Here is a 19,982-nt window from a genome sequence, read left to right as displayed (position 1 = left end):
TTATTCTCCTCCTTTAGGTTTATAAGGATCGGCTATTCCAGCATCAGGCACCCAGTTTTTATCAAACTTATCACTGATTTGAACAATTTCCTTTGTTTTGTCATCAATAATTACATATGAACCATCTTTGTCATAAAATACGGTGGCATCATTTCCAGTAGCTTTATTGACACTCTTTCTTGTTGTATGCGGATGGTCAACTACACTTTTTACTGATTCTTCACTCCAACCACGTTTTTTCATCTGATTATTTACTTTTTTTGTAGATTTAACAGAACTTCCAAATTTTATATTATCAGATTTTATATAACCTTCTCTGGCTTTCTTTCTTCTATTTAACCAATCTTTTGGAATCTTGAACTTCTTCCCTTTATAACCTCCAACAGTATAATGGAAAACAAGACCACTTATAATACCAAACCCTTGCGCTTTACTTATCTTTTGTCCAGTAACCGGGTCAATTCCTTCTTTCACCGATTGAACAACCGCCTGCAACAACTCGGCTTCTTCTTGCGCTTCATTGCTTTCATGCGGTAGTTCCCCATTAAGCACGGCGGCATTGTACGCGTTCGTTGCTTCTATGTCTACTATACCATTTTTCATTAATACCCACATTTGACCACGGTATGTTTTTTGATATTCGTCAAAATTGAATGTTGCTTCGTTGTTTTTTAGCGCTTTTTCTAAGGCGTTTTGCATCCGGGTTACGGTGGTGAAATTTAGTTTGCTCATATCATAGGTGCCGGTTTTACTGTTAAATTGGATATTCGACTGGAGTTCGCGAATATTCTGCTGAATTCCTTGGACTAAATCGGTTAAATTATCAAAAAAACTGCCATGACTCTGTTCAAATGCCAAGTATTTTTCTAAGATATTTTCTTGTTTGTAGGCGATACTCAGCTGGGAACGATAGCTCTGCATCTGCCCTTCTGTTCCCGTATTCATTCGCTGGGCTAGTGCTTCTTTTTTCGCTTCGATACGATCAATCATTTTCCCGAGTTCGTATAAGCCGTCCGCATCAATTCTCGCATCAGCAGAACCATCCACTTGGGCGTGAAAATCGGCTATATATTGCGCTAATCGTTCTTCGCTTTCGTTCATTGCTTCGATTATCGCATCACATAATGGAAAATAGGTCATTTGGTAGTAATTTTTCGATGCATCAATCGCTTTTCCTTTTAAACTGCCGTCTTCGGTATAGTTTTCTACGGCGTTTTTGATGTCTTTAATGCTTTTTCTCGCTGTTTCATTGGCTGTATGTAGTTGGTGCGCAAAGGTTTGTATTTCTCCGATGTCAATTCGGCTCACTGTAACAACTCCTTTTGTAAATCTTGTTGTTGATTTTCTAATTGGTAGATGTTTTTTTGGCAAGCGGTGATTTTTTGTTGGCATTCCTCTTCATTTGCTTGGATTTTTTTATGCCACTTCTGTTTTTCTTCTTCCTGTAAATCCGCCAAATAGTAGCCGAAACTTCTTGATTCTGCGCCTTGCCAAACTTCGCGCAGAAGCTCCAGCGACTCCCGTTCTTCTTGATGGACACGTGCAAAATCTTCCGCTAACCACTCTTGTTCATTTTGTTGTCGTTGTAAATCTTGCAAAAAATCTTCGGCCGCGGATTGTTCTTTTTTCAGCAGTTGCAGTTGTGTCTCCATTTGCTGGCTCTTTGCATCCATTTATTTACCCCCCAATCCCATGCTCCGTTCAAGCTCTTGGTCTTTGCGAGTAAATGATGCGCCTAATTCTTTCAATCTTTTGGCATCCGTTCCTACCACACCCTGAAAATTGTCCACCGCGTCTACCAAATCAAACAATGCTGTTCGAAAATGGTTGATGGAATTGGCTTGACTGTAAGCCATATTGCCACCTTTCATTGGTAAATATTCGGTTGATTTACCTTTTGATTCTAACTTTGTCGCGTGTTTTTTTAATGTTGCTTCTTTAACTTTTATTTCACTCATTTCTGCGCCTCATCTCTGTCTATAATAATGAAACCTTATCCTTTAATTATAGCACCGCACGCATTCTCGTTTTGTGAGCGTTTTGTGAATTTATGCCTTGGAAATTGGCTAAAACACGTTTTTTACGTTTCTATTTTAAGTACCTTTTCTTTAAAAAACAAAAAAACACTTTGACTGAAAAAATCAAAGTGTTTTTACATTTAATATCTACGTGATAACCCTTTTCTCAGCACATCGCCAAGGACGTTGAAGGAAAGGATGGTCATTAAAATTAGTAATCCTGGGAAAAGCGCCAAGTAAGTTGCTTCGCCGACGTAGCCTTGCGCATTGTTCAGCATGCTGCCCCACGAAGCGTTAGGTTGTTGAACGCCGAGGCCAAGGAAACTTAGTGCCGACTCGGTTAAAATCGCTGTAGCGACGTTTAATGAAGCTGCAACGACGATGGATGGCATCGCGTTTGGAATAATATGCTTGAACATAATGTGGAAAAATCCGCCACCCGAAGACTTGGAGTACAAAATAAATTCACGTTCTTTTAGTGTCAGGGTTTCTGCTCGGACTATCCGCGCCACTTCCATCCAAGAAAGCAATCCAATAATGATGATAATGTTTGAAATTCCTGGTTTTAAGTACGCATTTAAAATCATTAGTAGGAAAAATGACGGAATTGACATGAAAATATCTAGAAAACGCATCACCATATTGTCAATGAAGCCACCAAAGTAGCCACTAACGGTCCCCGCGAGTGTTCCAACGACAACGGCAATCATCATCGCAAACACGCCAACAAGTAGCGAGACCCGGCCGCCGTACAAGACGCGCGTCAAGTAATCCCGACCATGGTCATCCGTCCCAAACCAATGCGACGAATTTGGCGGCATCAGTTTGTCCTGAACGGAAAGAGCATTAGGGTCATAAGGCGAAAGGAACGCGAAAATACAAGCCACCGTAATAAGTATCAGCACACTCGTCGCAAAAACAGCGCGGCGGTCAGCCAGCATAAAACGCCAAAAACTCCGCTCTCGTGTTGCGTGAACAACTTCTGCATCCCGCTCGAAATCCTGCATTGTTTTTTTCGAAAAATCTAATCGCATCATGAACTCCTCACCCCATTTCCCTAATCCGCGGATCGACAATCATATAAGCTAAATCGGCCAACAAGTTTCCGATAATTAATAACAGCGCTGAAAATAGCGTAATCGCCATAATAACCGGATAATCTAATTGGAAAATCGCATTAATCCCAAGCGACCCCATACCCGGCCATGAAAAAATACTTTCGGTAATAAAAGCGCCTGTAATGACTTGCGGAAGTGACATCCCAAGCAAAGTTATGACTGGCAACAAGGAATTTTTCAAGACATGATGCCCCATAATTTGCACTTTGGATAGACCTTTCGCATAACCAAATAAAACATATTCTTCCTTTAATTGGTTAATCGTATTCGAACGGACGTAGCGATAATATGCCGCGCACCCTTGGAAAGTCAGCGTTATAACTGGCAAAATCGCATGTTCCGCCATATCCCAAAAAGAGTCAACCCCAATCGTTCGCATCCCTAGACTTGGCAGCCACCCTAATTGAATCGAAAATACATCTATTAAAATCATCCCAAACCAAAAAATCGGAATCGAAATCCCAATATATGAAATCCCGTTTAACAGTTTATCAATCCACGTATTTTCATAATTCGCCGCAACTAAACCAAGTGGAATCGATAATAATAGCGTCAGAACAAGCGAAGTTCCCACCAAACCAAGTGTCGCCGGAATTCTCTCTAAAATTTGTTGCAAAACTGGTTGGCTGTTCACAATCGAATAACCAAGATTCCCTTGCAACAAGTTTCCAAGCCAAATAAAATATTGTACATAAATCGGTTGATCCAGCCCTAAGCTCTGTCTAATCCGCTCTACATCGTCAGGATTCATATCAGGCGTAACAAAAGAGTTCACGGGATCCCCGGGCGCTAATTTTATAAGTGCAAACGAAATAATCGAGATAATAAATAGCATCGGAATAATTTGCAATACGCGTTTTATGATTGTTTTTAGCATAATTTATCTCCTATCTAAAACACTAAAAATGACAAGTAAAAACCTGAACCTGCCAAAAACAAGCATGGCAGGCCAGATTTTTTACGAATGATTTTTAATTATTATTCCGTTAAATATAGTTTAGAAAGATCACGGAACATTGTAACTGGTTGTGGTGTTGCAGCTTTTTGGCCACCGTAACGGCTATCAAGAGCTAGCACTGCATTATCATAAGAAATTGGATAAATTACAGCATCATCAGCAATGGTGTTTTGGATTTTTTCATAGATTTCTTGACGTTCTTTATCGTCCGCAGTTACAGCACCTTTTTCCCAAAGTGCATCCAGATCTTTGTTGTGGTAGTTAGCGTAGTTGTATGGCTCATCGCTTTTAAATAGAGATTTATATGCATCAGGATCGTTCCCCATGATATAGCCATTTAGTGCGATAGAGTAGTCTGCGTTTTTGCGGTCAAGTGTGATGTTGCTTAGTGCATTTGGATCTGTTGGTTTCAAGTCAAGTGTCACGCCGATTTCTTTGTATTGTTGTTGCAGGTAAAGCGCGATACTTTCTTGTGATTTACTGTTGTTTAAATAGTAAACAGTTAGTTTTTGGCTTGTATCAAAACCACTTTCTTTTACTAATTTTTTCGCTTTGGCAATGTCTTGGTCGTATGTTTCTACTTTATCCGTGAAGTATTTCGTATTTTCTGTTAGGAACGAGGAAGCTGGTTTTGCGTATTCATCTGAACCGTATGCTGCATCAATGATTTCTTCACGGTCAAGCGCATAAGAAAGGGCTTGGCGAAGTTCTTTTGATTTAAGCGCTGGTTGGTTTTCGTTGAATGTCGCATAGCTTAAGCGATTTTCCGGGTAAGTGATAATGTTTACCGCGCTCGCTTTTTCTACTTTTTTTCTATCGGAAGGTTGAATGGATTTTAAGTTAATTTCGCCATTTTGCAAGGCTAAATTAGCTGCGTTTTGATCTTTTGTGATACGGAAAGTAACTTTATCCAATTTTGGTTTACCGTCAAAGTAGTCGTTGAATCGTTCTAGGGAAACATATTCGCCCGTTTTGTATTCAACAAATTTGTACGGACCTGAGCCGATTGGATTTTTGTTTTTATCACTTTTCTCGATATTTTCTACCCCTTCAAAAATGTGTTTTGGAATTGGGAAGAACGTTTTAATTGTATTTTCAAAGGCTGGAGCAACAGTTGGTAAAGTGAATTTCACCGTTGTGTCGTCTACTGCTTCTACTTTTACAGGTTTATCATCAAAAACAAAGTTGCCGCGGTTCGGGCTGTTTTGTTTTGTGTCTAAAATAGAATTTACAGTAAATACTACATCGTCTGCAGTTAAAGGCTTACCGTCATGCCAAGTTAAACCATCTTTTAGTTTCACAGTGTAAGTTAAGTTGTCATCTGAAATATCTAAGCTTTTTGCAAGTGCCGGTTTCCCGTCAACTTCCCAAAATAGCGGTGCGTATACAGCTTGTTGAATCGTTAATGTTACTCGGTCAGAAGCATAGTTAGGATTGATAACTTCTGGATCTCCTGTAACGCCGATAATTAGAGAGCCGCCGTCTTTCGCTTTGCCTGAACCGTTTGCTTTGTCTGAACTAGCGCCAGAACCACCGCAAGCCGTTAACACCAAGGCAAAAACCGAGATAACCGCTACTAATAAAAATTTCTTCATCTAACAAAAACTCCCCTCTTTAAGCGCTAAAAAATAACGCTTCTTCTGTTTTTTGGTCAGAATCGAAGCGCCTCATTAAAAGCTACTACTTATCTGCCAGAATATTACTTCTGATTGGAATTAGCATAGAACTTGCGCTCCGCTGCCGGGTTTCACTGGGCCGATTCCCTCCACCACTCTTGATAAGAAAACGTAATACTATTATTCCTATAAGTTTACTGTGAATTAAAGATACACTGAAAAGAACCAGATGTCAAGAAGAGAAAACTGGATTTTTAAAAATTAATTCATAAAAATAGACTAGGAATAAAACCTAGTCTACTCTTCTTATTTTGAAGCTTGTACTACTTGATATTCTGGCTTCTTGGAAAACTCAGCTTTAGCAAACGGGCAAAGCGGAATAATTTTCTTTCCTTCTGTTTTCGCTTTTTCAACAGCATGTTTCACAAGTTCTTGCGCTATCCCTTGGCCACGTGCAGCATCATCTACACCTGTGTGGTCAATAATAAACATATCTTCCCCAGTTGGAACAAAAGTCACTTCGCCAACTTCTACTCCTTCATCATTTACCGCATAAATTCTATTTTCACCATTTTTATATTGCATTTGATATCCTCCTATTTCTCTATATATTGAAGCGCTCCACTAGGGCAAGTATGAATCACACGCTTTGCCTCTTCTTTTGATACATTATCTGGCACAATCCAAGGCTTTCTATCTAAATTAAAAAGTTCTGCATTACCCTTTACACAATTACCTGAATGCGCGCAAACATTTGTATTAAAATAAATATCTATGTCCGCCCCGCGATACTTACGATAGCCTTGTTCTAATAATGTTTCTTCATCCATCTGATTACCTCCTTCGCGAAAGTTTACCTATCATTATTATATTCCACTCATCTATTAAAAGAAAACGTTATGAAAAAGCACTTCCAATCATTGACTTTCTAATCAGATATTGAAATAATAAAGATATTTTATAAATTCATTTAAAAATAGAAGAAGGAGTGGAAATAATGGCATTTTATTTTGAAGAACCGTCCCGCACATTTAGTGAATTTTTACTTGTTCCAGGCTACTCATCCGCTGAATGTGTTCCAACTAATGTTAGCTTAAAAACACCAATCGTAAAGTTTAAAAAGGGTGAAGAATCTGCAATCACAATGAACATTCCGCTTGTTTCCGCAATTATGCAAGCTGTTTCTGACGATAATATGGGTATTGCTCTTGCTACAGAAGGTGGCGTATCATTCATCTTCGGCTCCCAGTCCATCGAAAGTGAAGCAGCCATGGTTTCCCGCGTGAAAAATCATAAGGCTGGATTCGTTATTAGTGATTCTAATATTAGCCCAGATAAAACCCTCCAAGATATTCTTGATTTAAAAGAAAAAACTGGTCATTCCACAGTTGCAGTTACAGAAGATGGCACAGCGCACGGTAAATTACTAGGTATCGTGACAAGTCGCGACTACCGCGTAACGCGCATGAGCCCAGACGAAAAAGTGGCTGATTTCATGACTCCTTTTGAAAAATTAGTTACTGCTGAAAAATCGACCACTTTAAAAGAAGCTAACAACATTATTTGGGACAACAAATTAAATGCCCTGCCACTTGTAGACGATAACGAACACTTGGTTCACATGGTGTTTCGCAAAGACTATGACTCTAATAAAGAAAATAAATTAGAACTGCTTGATTCCTCGAAACGTTACGTTGTTGGGGCTGGTATTAATACGCGCGACTACGAAGAACGCGTTCCCGCATTAGTAGAAGCAGGAGCAGATATTCTGTGTATTGATTCCTCTGAAGGTTACTCCGAGTGGCAAAAACGCACACTTGACTACGTTCGCGGTAAATACGGGGATACGGTTAAAATTGGTGCAGGAAATGTCGTTGATCGTGATGGTTTCCGTTATCTTGCTGATGCTGGCGCAGATTTTGTCAAAGTTGGTGTGGGTGGTGGTTCAATCTGTATTACGCGCGAACAAAAAGGCATCGGCCGCGGACAGGCAACTGCGCTAATTGATGTTGCTAAAGCCCGCGATGAATATTTTGAAGAAACAGGTGTTTACATCCCGATTTGTTCTGATGGCGGAATTGTTTATGACTACCATATGACGCTAGCACTCGCAATGGGAGCTGACTTCATCATGCTTGGTCGTTACTTCTCCCGTTTTGACGAAAGCCCTACTAATAAAGTGAATTTAAACGGCACATATATGAAAGAATATTGGGGCGAAGGGGCTAACCGCGCGCGTAACTGGCAACGTTATGACCTTGGCGGCGACAAGAAATTATCTTTTGAAGAAGGCGTAGATTCTTATGTTCCTTACGCTGGATCATTGAAAGACAATGTCGCAATCAGCCTTAGTAAAGTCCGTTCTACCATGTGTAATTGCGGTGCGCTTAATATCCCAGAATTACAGCAAAAAGCAAAAATCACCCTTGTATCTTCTACTTCTATCGTAGAAGGCGGCGCACATGACGTTGTTGTAAAAGATGCTTCAAACAATTTAATCAAATAAAATTGGTTGGTGTGAATTTGGTAAATTACCATTCTCACACCAACCAATTTTTTATTTATATACTCTTCTACACAAAAGAATATTTTTCTTTAATATCTTCCATCGGTAATGGTCGACTAAAATAATAACCTTGAAAATAGTCTACTTTCATTTCCTTTAATTTTTCCACTTGTTCCATATCTTCCACACCTTCTGTAACCACTTTTCCGCCTAAATCATGGCACAAATTGACAATCGCGCGAATAATAATTTGCTGTTTTCGATCTGTTTTTAAAAGCGCGATAAATGACATATCTGTTTTCACAATATCAATCGGCAAGCTGCGCAAATACGCAAGCGAACTATAACCTTTTCCAAAATCATCCATACTCACTTTGACGCCAAGGTTTTTTATTTTTCGTAAGTTTTTATCCGCGATAGCAAGTTCCGTTATTTCACCCCGTTCGATAATCTCTATTTCTAGGCATTCCGGATACTTTAAATTTTCTTTCACATAATCATGTAAAAAAGTCATATACGTACTGCTCGCTACATAATGCGCCGGAATATTAATCGAAATTGAAAAGCGTCCACCTAACTGGTTAATTTGTTTTATCGCTGTTTCAGCGACAAAATCTTGCATTTCCCGTGTTGCATTTAAAAGGACAATATCATCAAAGAAATCAATTGGAGCTAGAATAGTCGTCGCAGTTTTTAGTCGAATCAAACCTTCAAAACCGATAATTTTATTTGTTTTCGCGTCTACTTTTGGTTGATAATACAGCAAGTAACTATTTCTCCTAATCGCATCCCATATTTCCGTACTCGAGATATCCATCTTAACCCTCCTTTTTCTCTAGTTTACCCTTTTTTCCGTCGAAATGAAAATATAGCCAAATATTATCACTACATTTACACAAAATCCATATTTCCTATTGCTAGGGTGATTCCTCTTTGCTACAATTATAGCTAGACACCCATGAGTTAGCGCTTACAAATTGCCACTGGCGAAAAAAGGGAGAGTGTGAAAGTGAACAAATTTTTCAAGAAAACTACACATGTTTTACTCGTAGCAGGGCTCACAATCGGACTTACAGCACCATTCACCGGGACAACAGCACAAGCAGCAGCAGATACTGTTCCTATCCAGATTTTGGGAATAAACGATTTCCACGGAGCGCTTGAAACAGCCTCTAAAGATGCATCGGGCTCACCAATTGGCGGAGCAGATTACTTAGCTACCAATTTGGATAATGCCACTAACTCATTTTTACAGGCAAATCCTGGGGCAACAACTGACAATGCTATCCGTGTTCAAGCAGGCGACATGGTCGGCGCAAGTCCAGCAGTATCAGGTTTACTTCAAGACGAGCCAACGATGAAAGTTCTCCAAAAAATGAATTTCGAAGTCGGCACATTAGGTAACCATGAGTTTGATGAAGGATTACCTGAATACAAACGAATTTTGGACGGAGTTTCTACAAACAAATTCGGACCAATCGTAGAAGCTTATCCACGCGTTAAAAGTGACATGAAAATCGTCGCAGCTAACGTGGTCAACAAAGGAACAAACACAGTCGCAGAAGGCTTTTTACCATATTATGTAAAAGAAATTGATGGTGTCAAAGTTGGCTTCATCGGTATCGTTACAACAGAAATTCCTAATTTAGTTCTTGCAAATCATATTAAAGACTACGATTTCCTTGATGAAGCAGAAACAATCGTTAAATACTCTGCTGAACTAAGAAATCAAGGCGTTAACGCAATCGTTGTTTTATCCCACGTTCCAGCACTTTCCACCGGAAACCCAAACACTGGAACAAAACAAGATGTAGCCGGGGAAGCTGCTAATATGATTACCAAAGCAAATGAATTAGACCCAAATAACTCGGTCGATTTAGTCCTTGCAGGGCACAATCACCAATACACAAACGGATTAGTTGGAAAAACTCGTATTGTTCAAAGTTACAACAATGGTAAAGCTTTTTCAGATGTAACTGGCGAACTTGATAAAACAACCGGCGATTTCGTTACACCACCTGACGCTAAAATTACATACAACACGAGAAGCGTCACACCAAATGCCGATATTACCACTGTAACCGAAGATGCGAAAAGCCGCATTGAAGGTGTTATCAACGAAACTATCGGACTAGCAAATAAAGACGTTATTTCTCGTGATACAAATCCAGATAACAAAGCAATTGATGATAAAGAATCCGAGCTCGGTAACATGATTACGGATGCACAACGTTACATGGCAAATAAAGCCGGCGCCGATGTCGATTTTGCTATGACTAACAATGGCGGAATCCGTTCTGATCTTACTACTCGTCTTGCAAACGGCCAAAACGAAATCACATGGGGTGCGGCTCAAGCTGTTCAACCATTTGGTAACATTTTGCAAGTAGTGGAAATGACTGGCGCTGATATTTTGGAAGCTCTAAACCAACAATATTTAAGCAACCAAACTTATTTCCTACAAATTTCTGGATTAAAATATACTTTCACTGATACAGATGATTTAGATCACGCGTATAAAGTGGCAAGTGTTACAACAGAAGATGGAACTCCTTTAAAAGCTGACCAAAAATACAAAGTCGTAATCAATGACTTCCTATTTGGCGGTGGCGATGGATTCTCTGCCTTCAAAAAAGCAAACCTAGTAACTGCAATCGATCCAGATACAGAAACATTCATCAACTATATTAAAGAACAAAAAGCTGCCGGAAAAGTCATTACAGCTCAAAAAGAAGGACGTAAAGTCTACAAATCCCAAGCTGAAATCGACAAAGAAACCGAAGACGCAGCTATCAAAGCAATCAAAGACGCAACAAAAATCAATAAATTAGCTGAAAAAGATAAAAATCTAACTGGAACTACTTTGCCTGGCGCAACTGTCTCCGTTCAAAAAGCAACTGCTAATGCAAAAATGGCACTCGCTGCCGGACCTAACGCAACAGCTGACGCAAACGGTAAGTTTTCCGTAGATGTTACTTCTTTAAACCTCAAAAAGGGTGACCAAGTAACAACAACAATCACTGACACAAACGGCTACAGCACCACTTTCCAAGCAACGGTTCAAGAAGCAGCTTCAACTACCCCTCCAGATAATGGAAACGGTAATGGTGGAACGGACAATGGCAACGGAAATAACGGCGAAACAGATGGAAATAGTGGCACAGATAACAGTAATGGCTCCGGAAATACTGGCGGAACTACAACTACCGAAGACCCAACAACCTCTACACCAAATACATCTAACACAGGGACACCTTCCAACACTTCCCTACCAACCACTGGTGATACAGCAGGACTTGCAACTGTGTTTGGAGCTATTTTAACAGCTACCGCGCTTTATACTTTGCGTAAAAGAAGTTAATAAAGAAAAAACCCACTAATAGCTCCTTTATTAGTGGGTTTCCTTTATATTAACGTAAATTGTAACCTTCTACAGATAGAATAATCGAATTAGCATAAGGATCAACTAGAGCATCCCAGCCTGTAGGTTTCATTCTCCGTGCTCTTGCATTAGCGACACGCATTTTAGAAGTTGTAAATTCAACAATAAAGTAATAGATAGTAGCAAACCCATCTCCTTGTAAGACAATATTAGAAAGATCAACTCGCGGATAATCTTCTAATTTTTTCACATGAAAACTCTCTTGACGTCGAACACCGTCACCGTGCATCCATGACACTACAATATACTCAAAATTAGCTATATCTCTTGGTAAATATACTGTACTAGTATCATTTCCTTTTAACTGGCCTTCAAATAGAGTTGCTGATGCAGGTCTTTTTCGACTAAACTTATTTGTAAAATCATCACTATTATTTAAATTTGTTATTGTATATAATTTATTACGTCTTCGAACCGTCTTCCCATCACCACTATTTCCACCAGTAAAGACTGTTTGTACTAAAACCGGTTCCCCCGTTTTGCTTACAAAAAAGTCCATACCTTCTGGCTCGCGGTATTTGTTAAAGGGCTCACCCAGCTCATCATCACTACCCCACGAAATCCATTGCTTGTCATACAAACTACCGTCAATGAGGGAATGCGTGTACAAGTAACATTTACTTACAGGATCAAGCGCTGTACCTCCTGGACCAATCGCAATATAAACTTTATCACCAAAACCAGCAAATCCTTGTAAATAGCCATAGGTTTTATTTCCTACGTCAAACTTAATCGAGCTATCTGTAGCACCTTGCTCAAATTCCGCAAGTGAAAATTTCATCACTGTAGCTGTATTATCTGCTAATAAGGTAAAAACAAATACATCATCATTTGAAATACTAATATTTAATGATTTTTTTTGTTTAAAATCTCCTAATTTCTTAGCTTTAGAAGAGTTTTCAGTGATGGATGTGTCCTTCTCAAATTCAAATTTATATACAACTTTATCTCCACTAGAAGTATGAATCGGTGCATAAATATAGTCTTTTCCATTGATAGTTTTTACACCATATGCAGAATTATGAGTACCTCCGACTAGTAACATTTTCCCCATAACTTCACCATTATTATCAATTTGATAAATAGTAGCATCATTTGGCTCTACCCGTGCTGTTTGAGAAACTCCGTACACATAAGAATCACTAATCATAATAAACTGAAACGGCTCCCAGCAATTTACAAGTGTTGCCAAATTGTCCTGCGCTTTTTTAATATCAAATTCTTTTACTAATTCATTCATTTAATATTCCTCCTACAATTTTATTTCTTTATTTGAAAATCCACTTCACTCCTGCAACAATTCCCACACAATAATCCTTTTGATATTCCTTTGATTTCAAAATTTTTATGTGCTATCACAGAAATCTACATCAATCCATATTTTTGTCATGATCATCCTCCTTGTTTCCAGATTTCGCATCAAAAATCAAAATTAAATTTTTCAATACTTCCGGGACCTTCATTCCCATTCGAACGAAATTTTCCAATATAGAAATCAGCTCATTCGCCAAATAGAAAAAGATAACCGCATCCCGCGTCGTATTATGCGTTCCCAGAATCAAATCTATTTGATGCGCAATAGCCACTAAAATCAAGATAGCGATTTTTTTCGCGATTCCTTTGAAACCCATTTTGCTGCTAAGTTCACCAAGATACCCTGAAGCGAGTAGCCCGGAAATATAGTCAGCTACAATAAAGCACACCAGCACTTTTACCAATAAATCCACTTCCCCAAACAAGTATCCAAACACCGCGCCAAAACCTAAAATCCCAATTTTTAGTATGACTTCCATGGAAAACCTCCTTTTTAATTACATAACTGTTAATAGGCGTAATGCCCAAGCCCCATAATTCGAGTTATCAAAATGTCCCGAAACACCTGTTGTTGATACATACAAGTACTTTCTATCACCATATGTTGTTGAAGGCATCTGAATCAAAATACCTCTCCCTGCAATCTCTGCTAACTGAGCTTTTGATAGGAATACAGAATGATAATAATAGTCTTGTGGTGTATTATTTACAGGATCATATCGACTAAATAGTAATGTAATTCCAAATTTCAATTTAGAGGCGTCCCATTTAAATGATTGTCCAGCCCCCATTAGATTAGCCCCTTTGAAAATAACAGTTCCTTCACCAATAGTATCCACATAATTTTTGGCACTATTCAAAGCTGTATTCGCCTTTTGTTCCGCACCTGAAATAGTTTCTTTATCATTCCATGTCGCCTTTTCTTCATCTGTAACACTCACAAGCCCTTTAACAGCCTCGGCGTGTGTTTCTGGATAGAATTGCTCTAACGTTCCATGTTCGTTTTTCTCTGACATTTTTACAATTTTAGTCATTCTATAACCTCCTTAATAGTTTCCAGTGCGATTATTGGCATCGCATCTATTTTTTCTTTATCTTCTTTTGATAAAAAGCCACTTTCACTAGTTGATGCTTCTGGATGAGTATGGTTTATTTCCGCCGCCTCTACATCAACTGCAAATAAGTCGACAATTCCTGTTTTACCGTTTACACTTGTTACGCCTGCTTCCGGAGATACTAATTGATCTATTTTTTGTTTATCAAAAGAACTCATAAATCCATCTGTTGTGTATGTTGCGACTTCATGTTCATGGATTTTCTTAGCAGCATGTAGGTCTTCTGCTTCTAGTAATACTCTGCCAGCCTTTCCATTGACGCTAACGACACCGGTTGGAATCTGACCAGAAACATATTCTGTCAGTCCAACAATTCCCGCTACATGTGTCTCTGGATAAAATTGTTCTTTAGAATTATCGTCTTTTGTTTGTAGCATTCGTTTAATTTCAGTCATTCTTCACTCCTCCTTTACGCACCAGCTGACTCCATTTGGTAACGTTCATTCGTCCCTAACTTTGCAAAAACTAAACTTGTTAAACTTTCTGAAAAGCTCGTTTCACTAGTCTTTTCAAGAACAATATCTGCATTCTCATTGAAGCTTGATATATTTAAAAAACAAACTGTTTGGGCTTCAGTAATTGATTTGCTGGTCAATAAACCAATATCTTGTTTATCCATGCTTATAACATTATCCACATCAAAATGTGCCGTGCTTTTCTTGCTAAAAATTTGCTGTTCTAGATTTAGACGTTCTCTTAAAACCGGATACCTAGTGCCAAATGCATCAGATCTGGCATCAACAACTTCACTTAGCTGTTCTGTTCCGCTAATCAGCTCGTTAACTCTTGCATTCACTGCTTTATCAACTGTTTCAATTTTGGCATTTAAGGTAGCATCTGCTTTGTTCACGTAGGTATAAATCTTATCTATTCCCGAAGAAATAAAGTTAGACCAATCCATTAATTTTTGCCAGTTGTCATTTGTTTTATTTCTAAATTCACGACCTTGAAGAAGCATTTCCCATTTCCACAAATCCAACTTCATACGCAACCTCCTCTCTATTCCAATTTCGTCGTCTTTAGCTCACCTGTATTTGTCACTATTATTTTGAAATTAGAACCATTTTCCGAAACTAAAATTGAATCTTGTTTTTTATTCCAATTTGAAATATCGCTTGCAGTCACATTATTTTTTTCTGCATTCGCTTCAATTCCATTTAATTTGACTTTATCATTTGGAGTCATTAATCCAGAAGCGTTTGTTGAAACTTCATTAAGACCTTCGACAGCAGTTACATGTGTTTTCGGATAGAAAACTGTTTCATCCACATTTTTCAAAACTCTAATTTCAGTCGCCATCTACAACACCTACTACTTCCGTTAAAATCCGCGAATCATATGCATTCATTGCGATGCTTGAAAACGAATTAATCTTATTTGTATCTACGCTAGCCTTTTTCACTTGATTTGCAATTTGAGTCTGAATTCGGACCATATCACGTCGCGAATTGCTAAAGCCAATTTCTTGAAATTTCTTACTCCACGGATGAGCTGATTTAATTCTCGTAACCTTCACTTCCGTTTCAAATCCCATTGATTCATGAATAAAGTACCAAATATCTCGTTCTGTAACTGCTTCTTCTCCTCTATAAGTAATTGTTAAAGAGGTTTCCGGAACATCCAGAATCTGTTTTTTGGCAAAAACCAATAAGTCGTTATTATTCGTAATTTTATCGTCGGTTTTTGAATTGGCCATTCTTTTTCCATAAATAGAAACGTTAGGCGAAGTATAGGTAACAACCGCCATATATTTATTATCTCCCGTTAGCTTGTCGGCATTTTCTTTTTGTTTGCCATAGCATTTAATCTCTGTTTTTAAATTATCAGTATTTGTATCCACTGAAACATCTTCTGTATTGTATAAATAGCGTAATTGCTTCTCTGTTTTCAAGTACCAACTCGTTTCATCATAAAAATAAAGTTTTTTATTATCAGCAAATAGTATTGCCCCAAATTCTTCCAAACATAAATTCACTAATTCTAATCCATTTTTATTTCCTAAATCCTCTAACTCGACTAATGGAAAACTACCTTGTATTTCATGAGAAAATCCTAGCTCATTGTCTTTTAGCACAAATTCCATTACCGTCTGAATCGAATATTTTTTTCGTCCCGTTTTCACGTTATACTGAACATGATCTTGCACTGTATAACTTATATGCTGGGCAGTTATTTGTTTAGAAATCGTTTTTCCAACGGCTTTAGGAGTACATTTTTTTATGACAAATTGTTGACCTTGATAAGTTAGAATTGCCTCATTTCCAACCAGATTGAATACATCAGCATTCTGTTTTGTTTTATTAACTGTAAATGAAATGGAACGACTCGTGTTTTTTTCATAATCATAAGAAAAAGAGCCATAATCAATATCTGTTAAAATCTCTTCTACTTCTTTATCCATACTTTGAATAATCAAATAATCCATACTTATCACCTACCGATAAATGAACGGAAAATTAAAAGCAATAGTTATATCCGTTACACCTTTAATTTCAAATTCATTCCATCCTTTTTCAAGGGTAATAATGCCGTGATTTGTGTCTTTTCCAACGCGACGATTATTTACAAGCGGATAGATATTATTTAACAGCAAAACATCCGTCTTTTTGAGTTCATTACGATATTGAAATGAATCACCGGTTGTTAAATTATTAATAGTCGGGATTCCATTTGCCGTCATAGCTATGTCTAGCTCATGTCGCATCAACGGATTAACCCGATCACTTCCTGCATTATAAACACGAAATGTATTCTCTTTAAAAACATAAAACAAATCATCTCGGTTAGATAAATTCATGCCCATTTGCCATAAATCCACTTCAAAAGTCATTGGGTCTAGGCTTGTACCACGAGATTCTGCATAGCCCTTAAAAACATCAAACTCTAAATTGAGAAGCCCGACCCGATCTGATTCACGACTAAAATCAAATGGTTTTGGATGCACTTCATACCGAATTCCCGGCATTTGATCACTCCAAATATAATAACTATCTCGCTGAAATAAGAACTCATAAATTTCTCTAACTGCTAAATGGTAATCCGGTATATCAAGTGCCTGTAAATTGCATTTTGCTGAAAAAATAAAGGGTTTAAATTGGATAGTACCTGGAATAACTCCGTCCGTTCCAGAAATCTCAGCAGTTTCCATACTTAATTGCGGACTTTGCCTCGCTACTTCTTGAACGGAAAGTCCAGGAAATGTTTCACTAAGCGAATGAATTTTTCCATTTAGTTCTAAAAATAAGTCACTCATGAATAAGCCGCACCTCCCATTGTATAATTGTATTGATCAAACAAGTTTGCCTGGTTACGACTAACTACTTCAGATACAACTTTATCGTCCATTTTAATAACTGGATTTTTTTGTAGTAAGCGTTCTAGAAGGTTTTCTACTCTAGCTAAATCAGTGCCTTGGTTTGTAAAGAGCATTGATTTATTACCACGCGCACTTTCTCTTGCGTATTTCATCGTTGCATCGTGCGGAATTACTTGAGAACCAGATGGTAAAACAACCATTTCACCACGCCCGCCTTCATTCATTCGAGCAAAGCCACCCTGGAAGTTTGTCGTTCCGGAGATTAATTGTGGTATTTTACCAATTTCAACGCCTGGAATCTTATTAATTAAACCAATCGCTGAATTAATCCCTCGAATTACCACATTTACAAAACCTTTGACATTATCTACTACAGTTTGAATTGCGCTTGAAACACCATCGAAAATATTTCCTACAAAATCAGTTAAACCACCCCAAGCACTTTTAATTCCCTCAAAGACACCTGTGATAATGCGCTTCACTCCGTTAAACACTGATGAAACTGTAGTAGAAATACCTGTAATGACTGATTTAATTCCATTAATAATTCCAGAAATCGTCGACATAATGGCATTCCAAATTTTGGATGCAACAGTAAATACCATTTGGAAAGCAGCTCCAATAATTGTTACGATAATCGTAAAGATATTTGTAATAAAGCCAATAATTGGTTGCACAATCCCGATAACCGCCGTAATAACACTCGCAATAAAGCTAATAATTTTCCCAATAACGCTTGCAATTGTCGTTGCAATAATAACTACATAGCTAATAATCGTCGTGATAATCGAAACAATAACGCCAATAATCGTCATTACAATCGGCATAATTTTACTTATATAAGAAATAATCGTTACAACAATTTGTACAACCACTGTCGCGATTTGCATAATTATCGGAATTAGAAATTGAATAACGCTCATAATACCTTGAATTACTGTCATAATGCTTGGTAACAGCGCTGAAACAAGCGACATAACAACTTGAACAATCTGCATAATAACTGGCATAAGCATTGAAATCAGCATATTAATAAAAGGCATTAATTGAGCTAACAACTGGGCAAAAAAGCTAATAAACTGCATAACCATAGGCATTAATGCTCCACCAATTTGCATGACTGCTGTGACAATTTGCATAATAATCGGCATTAGACTAGCTACAAGTTGACCGAACAACTGCGCAACCTGAGTTACGACTGACATCACGGTATTTCGGAACGATTCATTTGTCGTCATCAAGTACGTAAAAGCAGCAACTAGCGCTACAATCCCGATAATTACTAACCCCATTGGAGAAGTCAGTTTACTCATAATCCCTCCAACGCCACCAATAGAAGACATTAACCCACCTAAATGAGTCTTCAATTCCAAAAAGCCACTAGCTAGATTTGTAATTCCTTGAACCCCACCAGATACTCCACTAAGCATAGTACTCATGCCACCAATTCCTGTCGCTAAACTTGAAAATAATGTACCATTTTGGACACTTGATCCTAAATTTTTAAACGCATCCGTGATTCCACTAACTGAGCCAATTGCTGTACCAAATCCTGATGTAATCGCTTCACTACTAGAACCAAGTTGTCCAAACGCTGAACTAATAGTCCCGAGGCCCGACTGTAAACCGCTTAAAGACTCAGAAATTTTTGATCCAGGATCGGCATTTCCAACATCTTCAATGGTCATTTTAAGCTCTGAAAATCGTTGTTCAACCATAGTTGCCATTTCATCTAATCTACCAACTTGCGCTGTTAGGACGCTCTCATTCAGTTCAAATGTAATACTTTTAGACTCCGCCATTCACTTTCCCCCTTTCTTCTTTATTTTTAGGTCTTCGCAACCCGTTTGCACCATAAATCCGGTCAATCCACGCTTTACCTTCCTTCGCTTCATTCTCGGAAATTGCTTGAAGTGCATTTACTGTATAATTAACATCGGCTTTCTTCTGACGTTTTTTATGCAAGTCGATAAAACGTGAATTTCGTTTTCGATTGAGATTTTGTTCCGCATTTAAAACTGCATTTCGAAGCATAGTAGATTCAAAAATCACCTTGTTTTCCCATTCTTTCATGATGAAATTTTTCTCCACTTCAGTAAGTTCTTCAAAATCATGCTTGGACATCTGAAAATTAACTACAAAAAAAGCGAATTGTTTTTCCAAATCAAAATCATGGTTCATTTCACTATCCACTTCTTCGTCCTCAGCACCAAAATACTCAAATTCAATCTGTTTTAACGGAACAAAAAACCCATATCCTCTTGCAATTTCTCAATAACAGCTACATTAAGCGAAATTAAGCCTTGTTCTTCTACTAATTTGTCGAAAATCTCCAAAGCTTCTTTTTGTTTTACAGGTACTAAGCCTTTTTCTTCCACAAGTCCTGAAACAAATAGCGTTTCGATCACTTGATAGCTCAAAATCCCTTTATTCGCAGTCAAAGCTGCAACTAAACTAATCCCTGATGTTAATTCCACCGTTTTAACTTTTTGTTTATTAAATCGTAAAATATAAGTTGTATCATTCACTTCAAACATTTATTTTCCTCCTAAGGGAAAGCCACTTATTTCAGTGGCTTT

22 protein-coding genes and 1 riboswitch are annotated in these 19,982 nt (G+C 38.0%); of the genes, 2 read left to right on the top strand and 20 right to left on the bottom strand.

From position 1 onward, the window contains the following. The 8 genes from HCB45_RS10205 to HCB45_RS10170 all read right to left on the bottom strand — a co-directional run bounded on the left by HCB45_RS10205 (window position 1) and on the right by HCB45_RS10170 (window position 6,540). Window positions 1–1,308 (bottom strand): T7SS effector LXG polymorphic toxin, encoded by a 1,308-nt coding sequence (locus HCB45_RS10205; RefSeq protein WP_185619772.1) that lies wholly within the window; start codon window positions 1,306–1,308, stop codon window positions 1–3. Further along, a complete protein-coding gene (locus HCB45_RS10200) occupies window positions 1,305–1,673 on the bottom strand; it encodes a hypothetical protein (protein ID WP_003740150.1) in 369 nt (122 codons plus the stop codon). Before HCB45_RS10200 ends, HCB45_RS10205 begins: the two co-directional genes overlap by 4 nt. Then, a complete protein-coding gene (locus tag HCB45_RS10195) occupies window positions 1,674–1,958 on the bottom strand; it encodes a DUF3130 domain-containing protein (protein ID WP_070299529.1) in 285 nt (94 codons plus the stop codon). Between the two features lie 200 nt (window positions 1,959–2,158). Continuing rightward, a complete protein-coding gene (locus HCB45_RS10190) occupies window positions 2,159–3,052 on the bottom strand; it encodes an ABC transporter permease (protein WP_003724035.1) in 894 nt (297 codons plus the stop codon). 10 nt (window positions 3,053–3,062) lie between these two features. After that, the gene (locus HCB45_RS10185) at window positions 3,063–4,013 is read right to left on the bottom strand and encodes an ABC transporter permease (RefSeq protein ID WP_185319514.1); all 951 of its coding nucleotides are present in this window, start codon (window positions 4,011–4,013) and stop codon (window positions 3,063–3,065) included. A 101-nt stretch (window positions 4,014–4,114) separates the two neighbouring features. After that, window positions 4,115–5,689, bottom strand: coding sequence for an ABC transporter substrate-binding protein (locus tag HCB45_RS10180; RefSeq protein ID WP_003772562.1), 1,575 nt, complete (start codon window positions 5,687–5,689; stop codon window positions 4,115–4,117). Between the two features lie 86 nt (window positions 5,690–5,775). After that, a riboswitch (SAM riboswitch) is annotated at window positions 5,776–5,878 on the bottom strand. A 138-nt stretch (window positions 5,879–6,016) separates the two neighbouring features. Further along, window positions 6,017–6,295, bottom strand: coding sequence for a GNAT family N-acetyltransferase (locus tag HCB45_RS10175; protein ID WP_185619770.1), 279 nt, complete (start codon window positions 6,293–6,295; stop codon window positions 6,017–6,019). Between the two features lie 11 nt (window positions 6,296–6,306). Beyond that, complete coding sequence (locus HCB45_RS10170) at window positions 6,307–6,540, bottom strand: (4Fe-4S)-binding protein (protein WP_185319516.1); 234 nt, start codon at window positions 6,538–6,540, stop codon at window positions 6,307–6,309. 167 nt (window positions 6,541–6,707) lie between these two features. Between HCB45_RS10170 and HCB45_RS10165 the strand changes: the two genes are divergently transcribed. Further along, window positions 6,708–8,216, top strand: a complete 1,509-nt coding sequence (locus HCB45_RS10165; RefSeq protein WP_185619768.1) for an IMP dehydrogenase — start codon at window positions 6,708–6,710, stop codon at window positions 8,214–8,216. A gap of 67 nt (window positions 8,217–8,283) precedes the next feature. On the opposite strand, the gene HCB45_RS10160 is transcribed toward HCB45_RS10165, so the two are convergent. Beyond that, window positions 8,284–9,033, bottom strand: a complete 750-nt coding sequence (locus HCB45_RS10160) for an EAL domain-containing protein (RefSeq protein WP_185319518.1) — start codon at window positions 9,031–9,033, stop codon at window positions 8,284–8,286. 186 nt (window positions 9,034–9,219) lie between these two features. On the opposite strand from HCB45_RS10160, the gene HCB45_RS10155 reads away from it, so the two are divergent. Next, entirely contained in the window at window positions 9,220–11,577 is a 2,358-nt protein-coding gene (locus HCB45_RS10155; RefSeq protein WP_185619766.1) for a bifunctional metallophosphatase/5'-nucleotidase, read from the top strand. A 49-nt stretch (window positions 11,578–11,626) separates the two neighbouring features. On the opposite strand, the gene HCB45_RS10150 is transcribed toward HCB45_RS10155, so the two are convergent. The 11 genes from HCB45_RS10150 to HCB45_RS10100 form a co-directional block, all read right to left on the bottom strand. Next, window positions 11,627–12,898: a phage baseplate protein gene (locus tag HCB45_RS10150; RefSeq protein ID WP_185619764.1), complete on the bottom strand. Its 1,272-nt coding sequence runs from the start codon at window positions 12,896–12,898 to the stop codon at window positions 11,627–11,629. Window positions 12,899–13,028: 130 nt separating this feature from the next. Next, window positions 13,029–13,451 (bottom strand): phage holin family protein, encoded by a 423-nt coding sequence (locus tag HCB45_RS10145; RefSeq protein ID WP_185619762.1) that lies wholly within the window; start codon window positions 13,449–13,451, stop codon window positions 13,029–13,031. An 18-nt stretch (window positions 13,452–13,469) separates the two neighbouring features. After that, window positions 13,470–14,006 (bottom strand): hypothetical protein, encoded by a 537-nt coding sequence (locus tag HCB45_RS10140; RefSeq protein WP_185319522.1) that lies wholly within the window; start codon window positions 14,004–14,006, stop codon window positions 13,470–13,472. Continuing rightward, window positions 14,003–14,482, bottom strand: coding sequence for a hypothetical protein (locus HCB45_RS10135; RefSeq protein ID WP_185319523.1), 480 nt, complete (start codon window positions 14,480–14,482; stop codon window positions 14,003–14,005). Before HCB45_RS10135 ends, HCB45_RS10140 begins: the two co-directional genes overlap by 4 nt. 14 nt (window positions 14,483–14,496) lie before the next feature. Next, window positions 14,497–15,072 carry an alpha-amylase gene (locus tag HCB45_RS10130; protein ID WP_185319524.1) on the bottom strand — a complete coding sequence of 192 codons (576 nt, stop codon included), beginning with the start codon at window positions 15,070–15,072 and terminating at the stop codon, window positions 14,497–14,499. Between the two features lie 14 nt (window positions 15,073–15,086). Then, window positions 15,087–15,386, bottom strand: coding sequence for a CCA-adding enzyme (locus tag HCB45_RS10125; protein ID WP_185319525.1), 300 nt, complete (start codon window positions 15,384–15,386; stop codon window positions 15,087–15,089). Beyond that, window positions 15,376–16,512 carry a phage tail protein gene (locus HCB45_RS10120; RefSeq protein ID WP_185319526.1) on the bottom strand — a complete coding sequence of 379 codons (1,137 nt, stop codon included), beginning with the start codon at window positions 16,510–16,512 and terminating at the stop codon, window positions 15,376–15,378. Before HCB45_RS10120 ends, HCB45_RS10125 begins: the two co-directional genes overlap by 11 nt. 9 nt (window positions 16,513–16,521) lie before the next feature. Further along, window positions 16,522–17,340 carry a phage tail family protein gene (locus HCB45_RS10115; protein ID WP_003759840.1) on the bottom strand — a complete coding sequence of 273 codons (819 nt, stop codon included), beginning with the start codon at window positions 17,338–17,340 and terminating at the stop codon, window positions 16,522–16,524. After that, window positions 17,337–19,205: a phage tail protein gene (locus tag HCB45_RS10110; protein WP_185619760.1), complete on the bottom strand. Its 1,869-nt coding sequence runs from the start codon at window positions 19,203–19,205 to the stop codon at window positions 17,337–17,339. The genes HCB45_RS10115 and HCB45_RS10110 overlap by 4 nt, the downstream gene beginning before the upstream one ends. After that, on the bottom strand, window positions 19,192–19,596 hold the full coding sequence (locus tag HCB45_RS10105; protein WP_185607979.1) for a phenylalanine racemase: 405 nt from the start codon (window positions 19,594–19,596) through the stop codon (window positions 19,192–19,194). Before HCB45_RS10105 ends, HCB45_RS10110 begins: the two co-directional genes overlap by 14 nt. Before the next feature lie 41 nt (window positions 19,597–19,637). Further along, window positions 19,638–19,940, bottom strand: a complete 303-nt coding sequence (locus HCB45_RS10100; protein ID WP_003721745.1) for a hypothetical protein — start codon at window positions 19,938–19,940, stop codon at window positions 19,638–19,640. Window positions 19,941–19,982 lie beyond the last annotated feature (42 nt).

Origin of the sequence: Listeria farberi, assembly GCF_014229245.1 — a bacterium.
Lineage (GTDB): Bacteria > Bacillota > Bacilli > Lactobacillales > Listeriaceae > Listeria > Listeria farberi.
This window is presented reverse-complemented; position numbering and strand designations above follow the sequence as displayed.

What these genes read in the sequence shown, in the direction of transcription:
- HCB45_RS10200 (WP_003740150.1), bottom strand. Translation starts at nt 1,673, where the DNA reads ATGGATGCAAAGAGCCAGCAAATGGAGACACAACTGCAACTGCTGAAA.
- HCB45_RS10195 (WP_070299529.1), bottom strand. Translation starts at nt 1,958, where the DNA reads ATGAGTGAAATAAAAGTTAAAGAAGCAACATTAAAAAAACACGCGACA.
- HCB45_RS10190 (WP_003724035.1), bottom strand. Translation starts at nt 3,052, where the DNA reads ATGCGATTAGATTTTTCGAAAAAAACAATGCAGGATTTCGAGCGGGAT.
- HCB45_RS10185 (WP_185319514.1), bottom strand. Translation starts at nt 4,013, where the DNA reads ATGCTAAAAACAATCATAAAACGCGTATTGCAAATTATTCCGATGCTA.
- HCB45_RS10180 (WP_003772562.1), bottom strand. Translation starts at nt 5,689, where the DNA reads ATGAAGAAATTTTTATTAGTAGCGGTTATCTCGGTTTTTGCCTTGGTG.
- HCB45_RS10175 (WP_185619770.1), bottom strand. Translation starts at nt 6,295, where the DNA reads ATGCAATATAAAAATGGTGAAAATAGAATTTATGCGGTAAATGATGAA.
- HCB45_RS10170 (WP_185319516.1), bottom strand. Translation starts at nt 6,540, where the DNA reads ATGGATGAAGAAACATTATTAGAACAAGGCTATCGTAAGTATCGCGGG.
- HCB45_RS10165 (WP_185619768.1), top strand. Translation starts at nt 6,708, where the DNA reads ATGGCATTTTATTTTGAAGAACCGTCCCGCACATTTAGTGAATTTTTA.
- HCB45_RS10160 (WP_185319518.1), bottom strand. Translation starts at nt 9,033, where the DNA reads ATGGATATCTCGAGTACGGAAATATGGGATGCGATTAGGAGAAATAGT.
- HCB45_RS10150 (WP_185619764.1), bottom strand. Translation starts at nt 12,898, where the DNA reads ATGAATGAATTAGTAAAAGAATTTGATATTAAAAAAGCGCAGGACAAT.
- HCB45_RS10145 (WP_185619762.1), bottom strand. Translation starts at nt 13,451, where the DNA reads ATGGAAGTCATACTAAAAATTGGGATTTTAGGTTTTGGCGCGGTGTTT.
- HCB45_RS10140 (WP_185319522.1), bottom strand. Translation starts at nt 14,006, where the DNA reads ATGACTAAAATTGTAAAAATGTCAGAGAAAAACGAACATGGAACGTTA.
- HCB45_RS10135 (WP_185319523.1), bottom strand. Translation starts at nt 14,482, where the DNA reads ATGACTGAAATTAAACGAATGCTACAAACAAAAGACGATAATTCTAAA.
- HCB45_RS10130 (WP_185319524.1), bottom strand. Translation starts at nt 15,072, where the DNA reads ATGAAGTTGGATTTGTGGAAATGGGAAATGCTTCTTCAAGGTCGTGAA.
- HCB45_RS10125 (WP_185319525.1), bottom strand. Translation starts at nt 15,386, where the DNA reads ATGGCGACTGAAATTAGAGTTTTGAAAAATGTGGATGAAACAGTTTTC.
- HCB45_RS10120 (WP_185319526.1), bottom strand. Translation starts at nt 16,512, where the DNA reads ATGGATTATTTGATTATTCAAAGTATGGATAAAGAAGTAGAAGAGATT.
- HCB45_RS10115 (WP_003759840.1), bottom strand. Translation starts at nt 17,340, where the DNA reads ATGAGTGACTTATTTTTAGAACTAAATGGAAAAATTCATTCGCTTAGT.
- HCB45_RS10110 (WP_185619760.1), bottom strand. Translation starts at nt 19,205, where the DNA reads ATGGCGGAGTCTAAAAGTATTACATTTGAACTGAATGAGAGCGTCCTA.
- HCB45_RS10100 (WP_003721745.1), bottom strand. Translation starts at nt 19,940, where the DNA reads ATGTTTGAAGTGAATGATACAACTTATATTTTACGATTTAATAAACAA.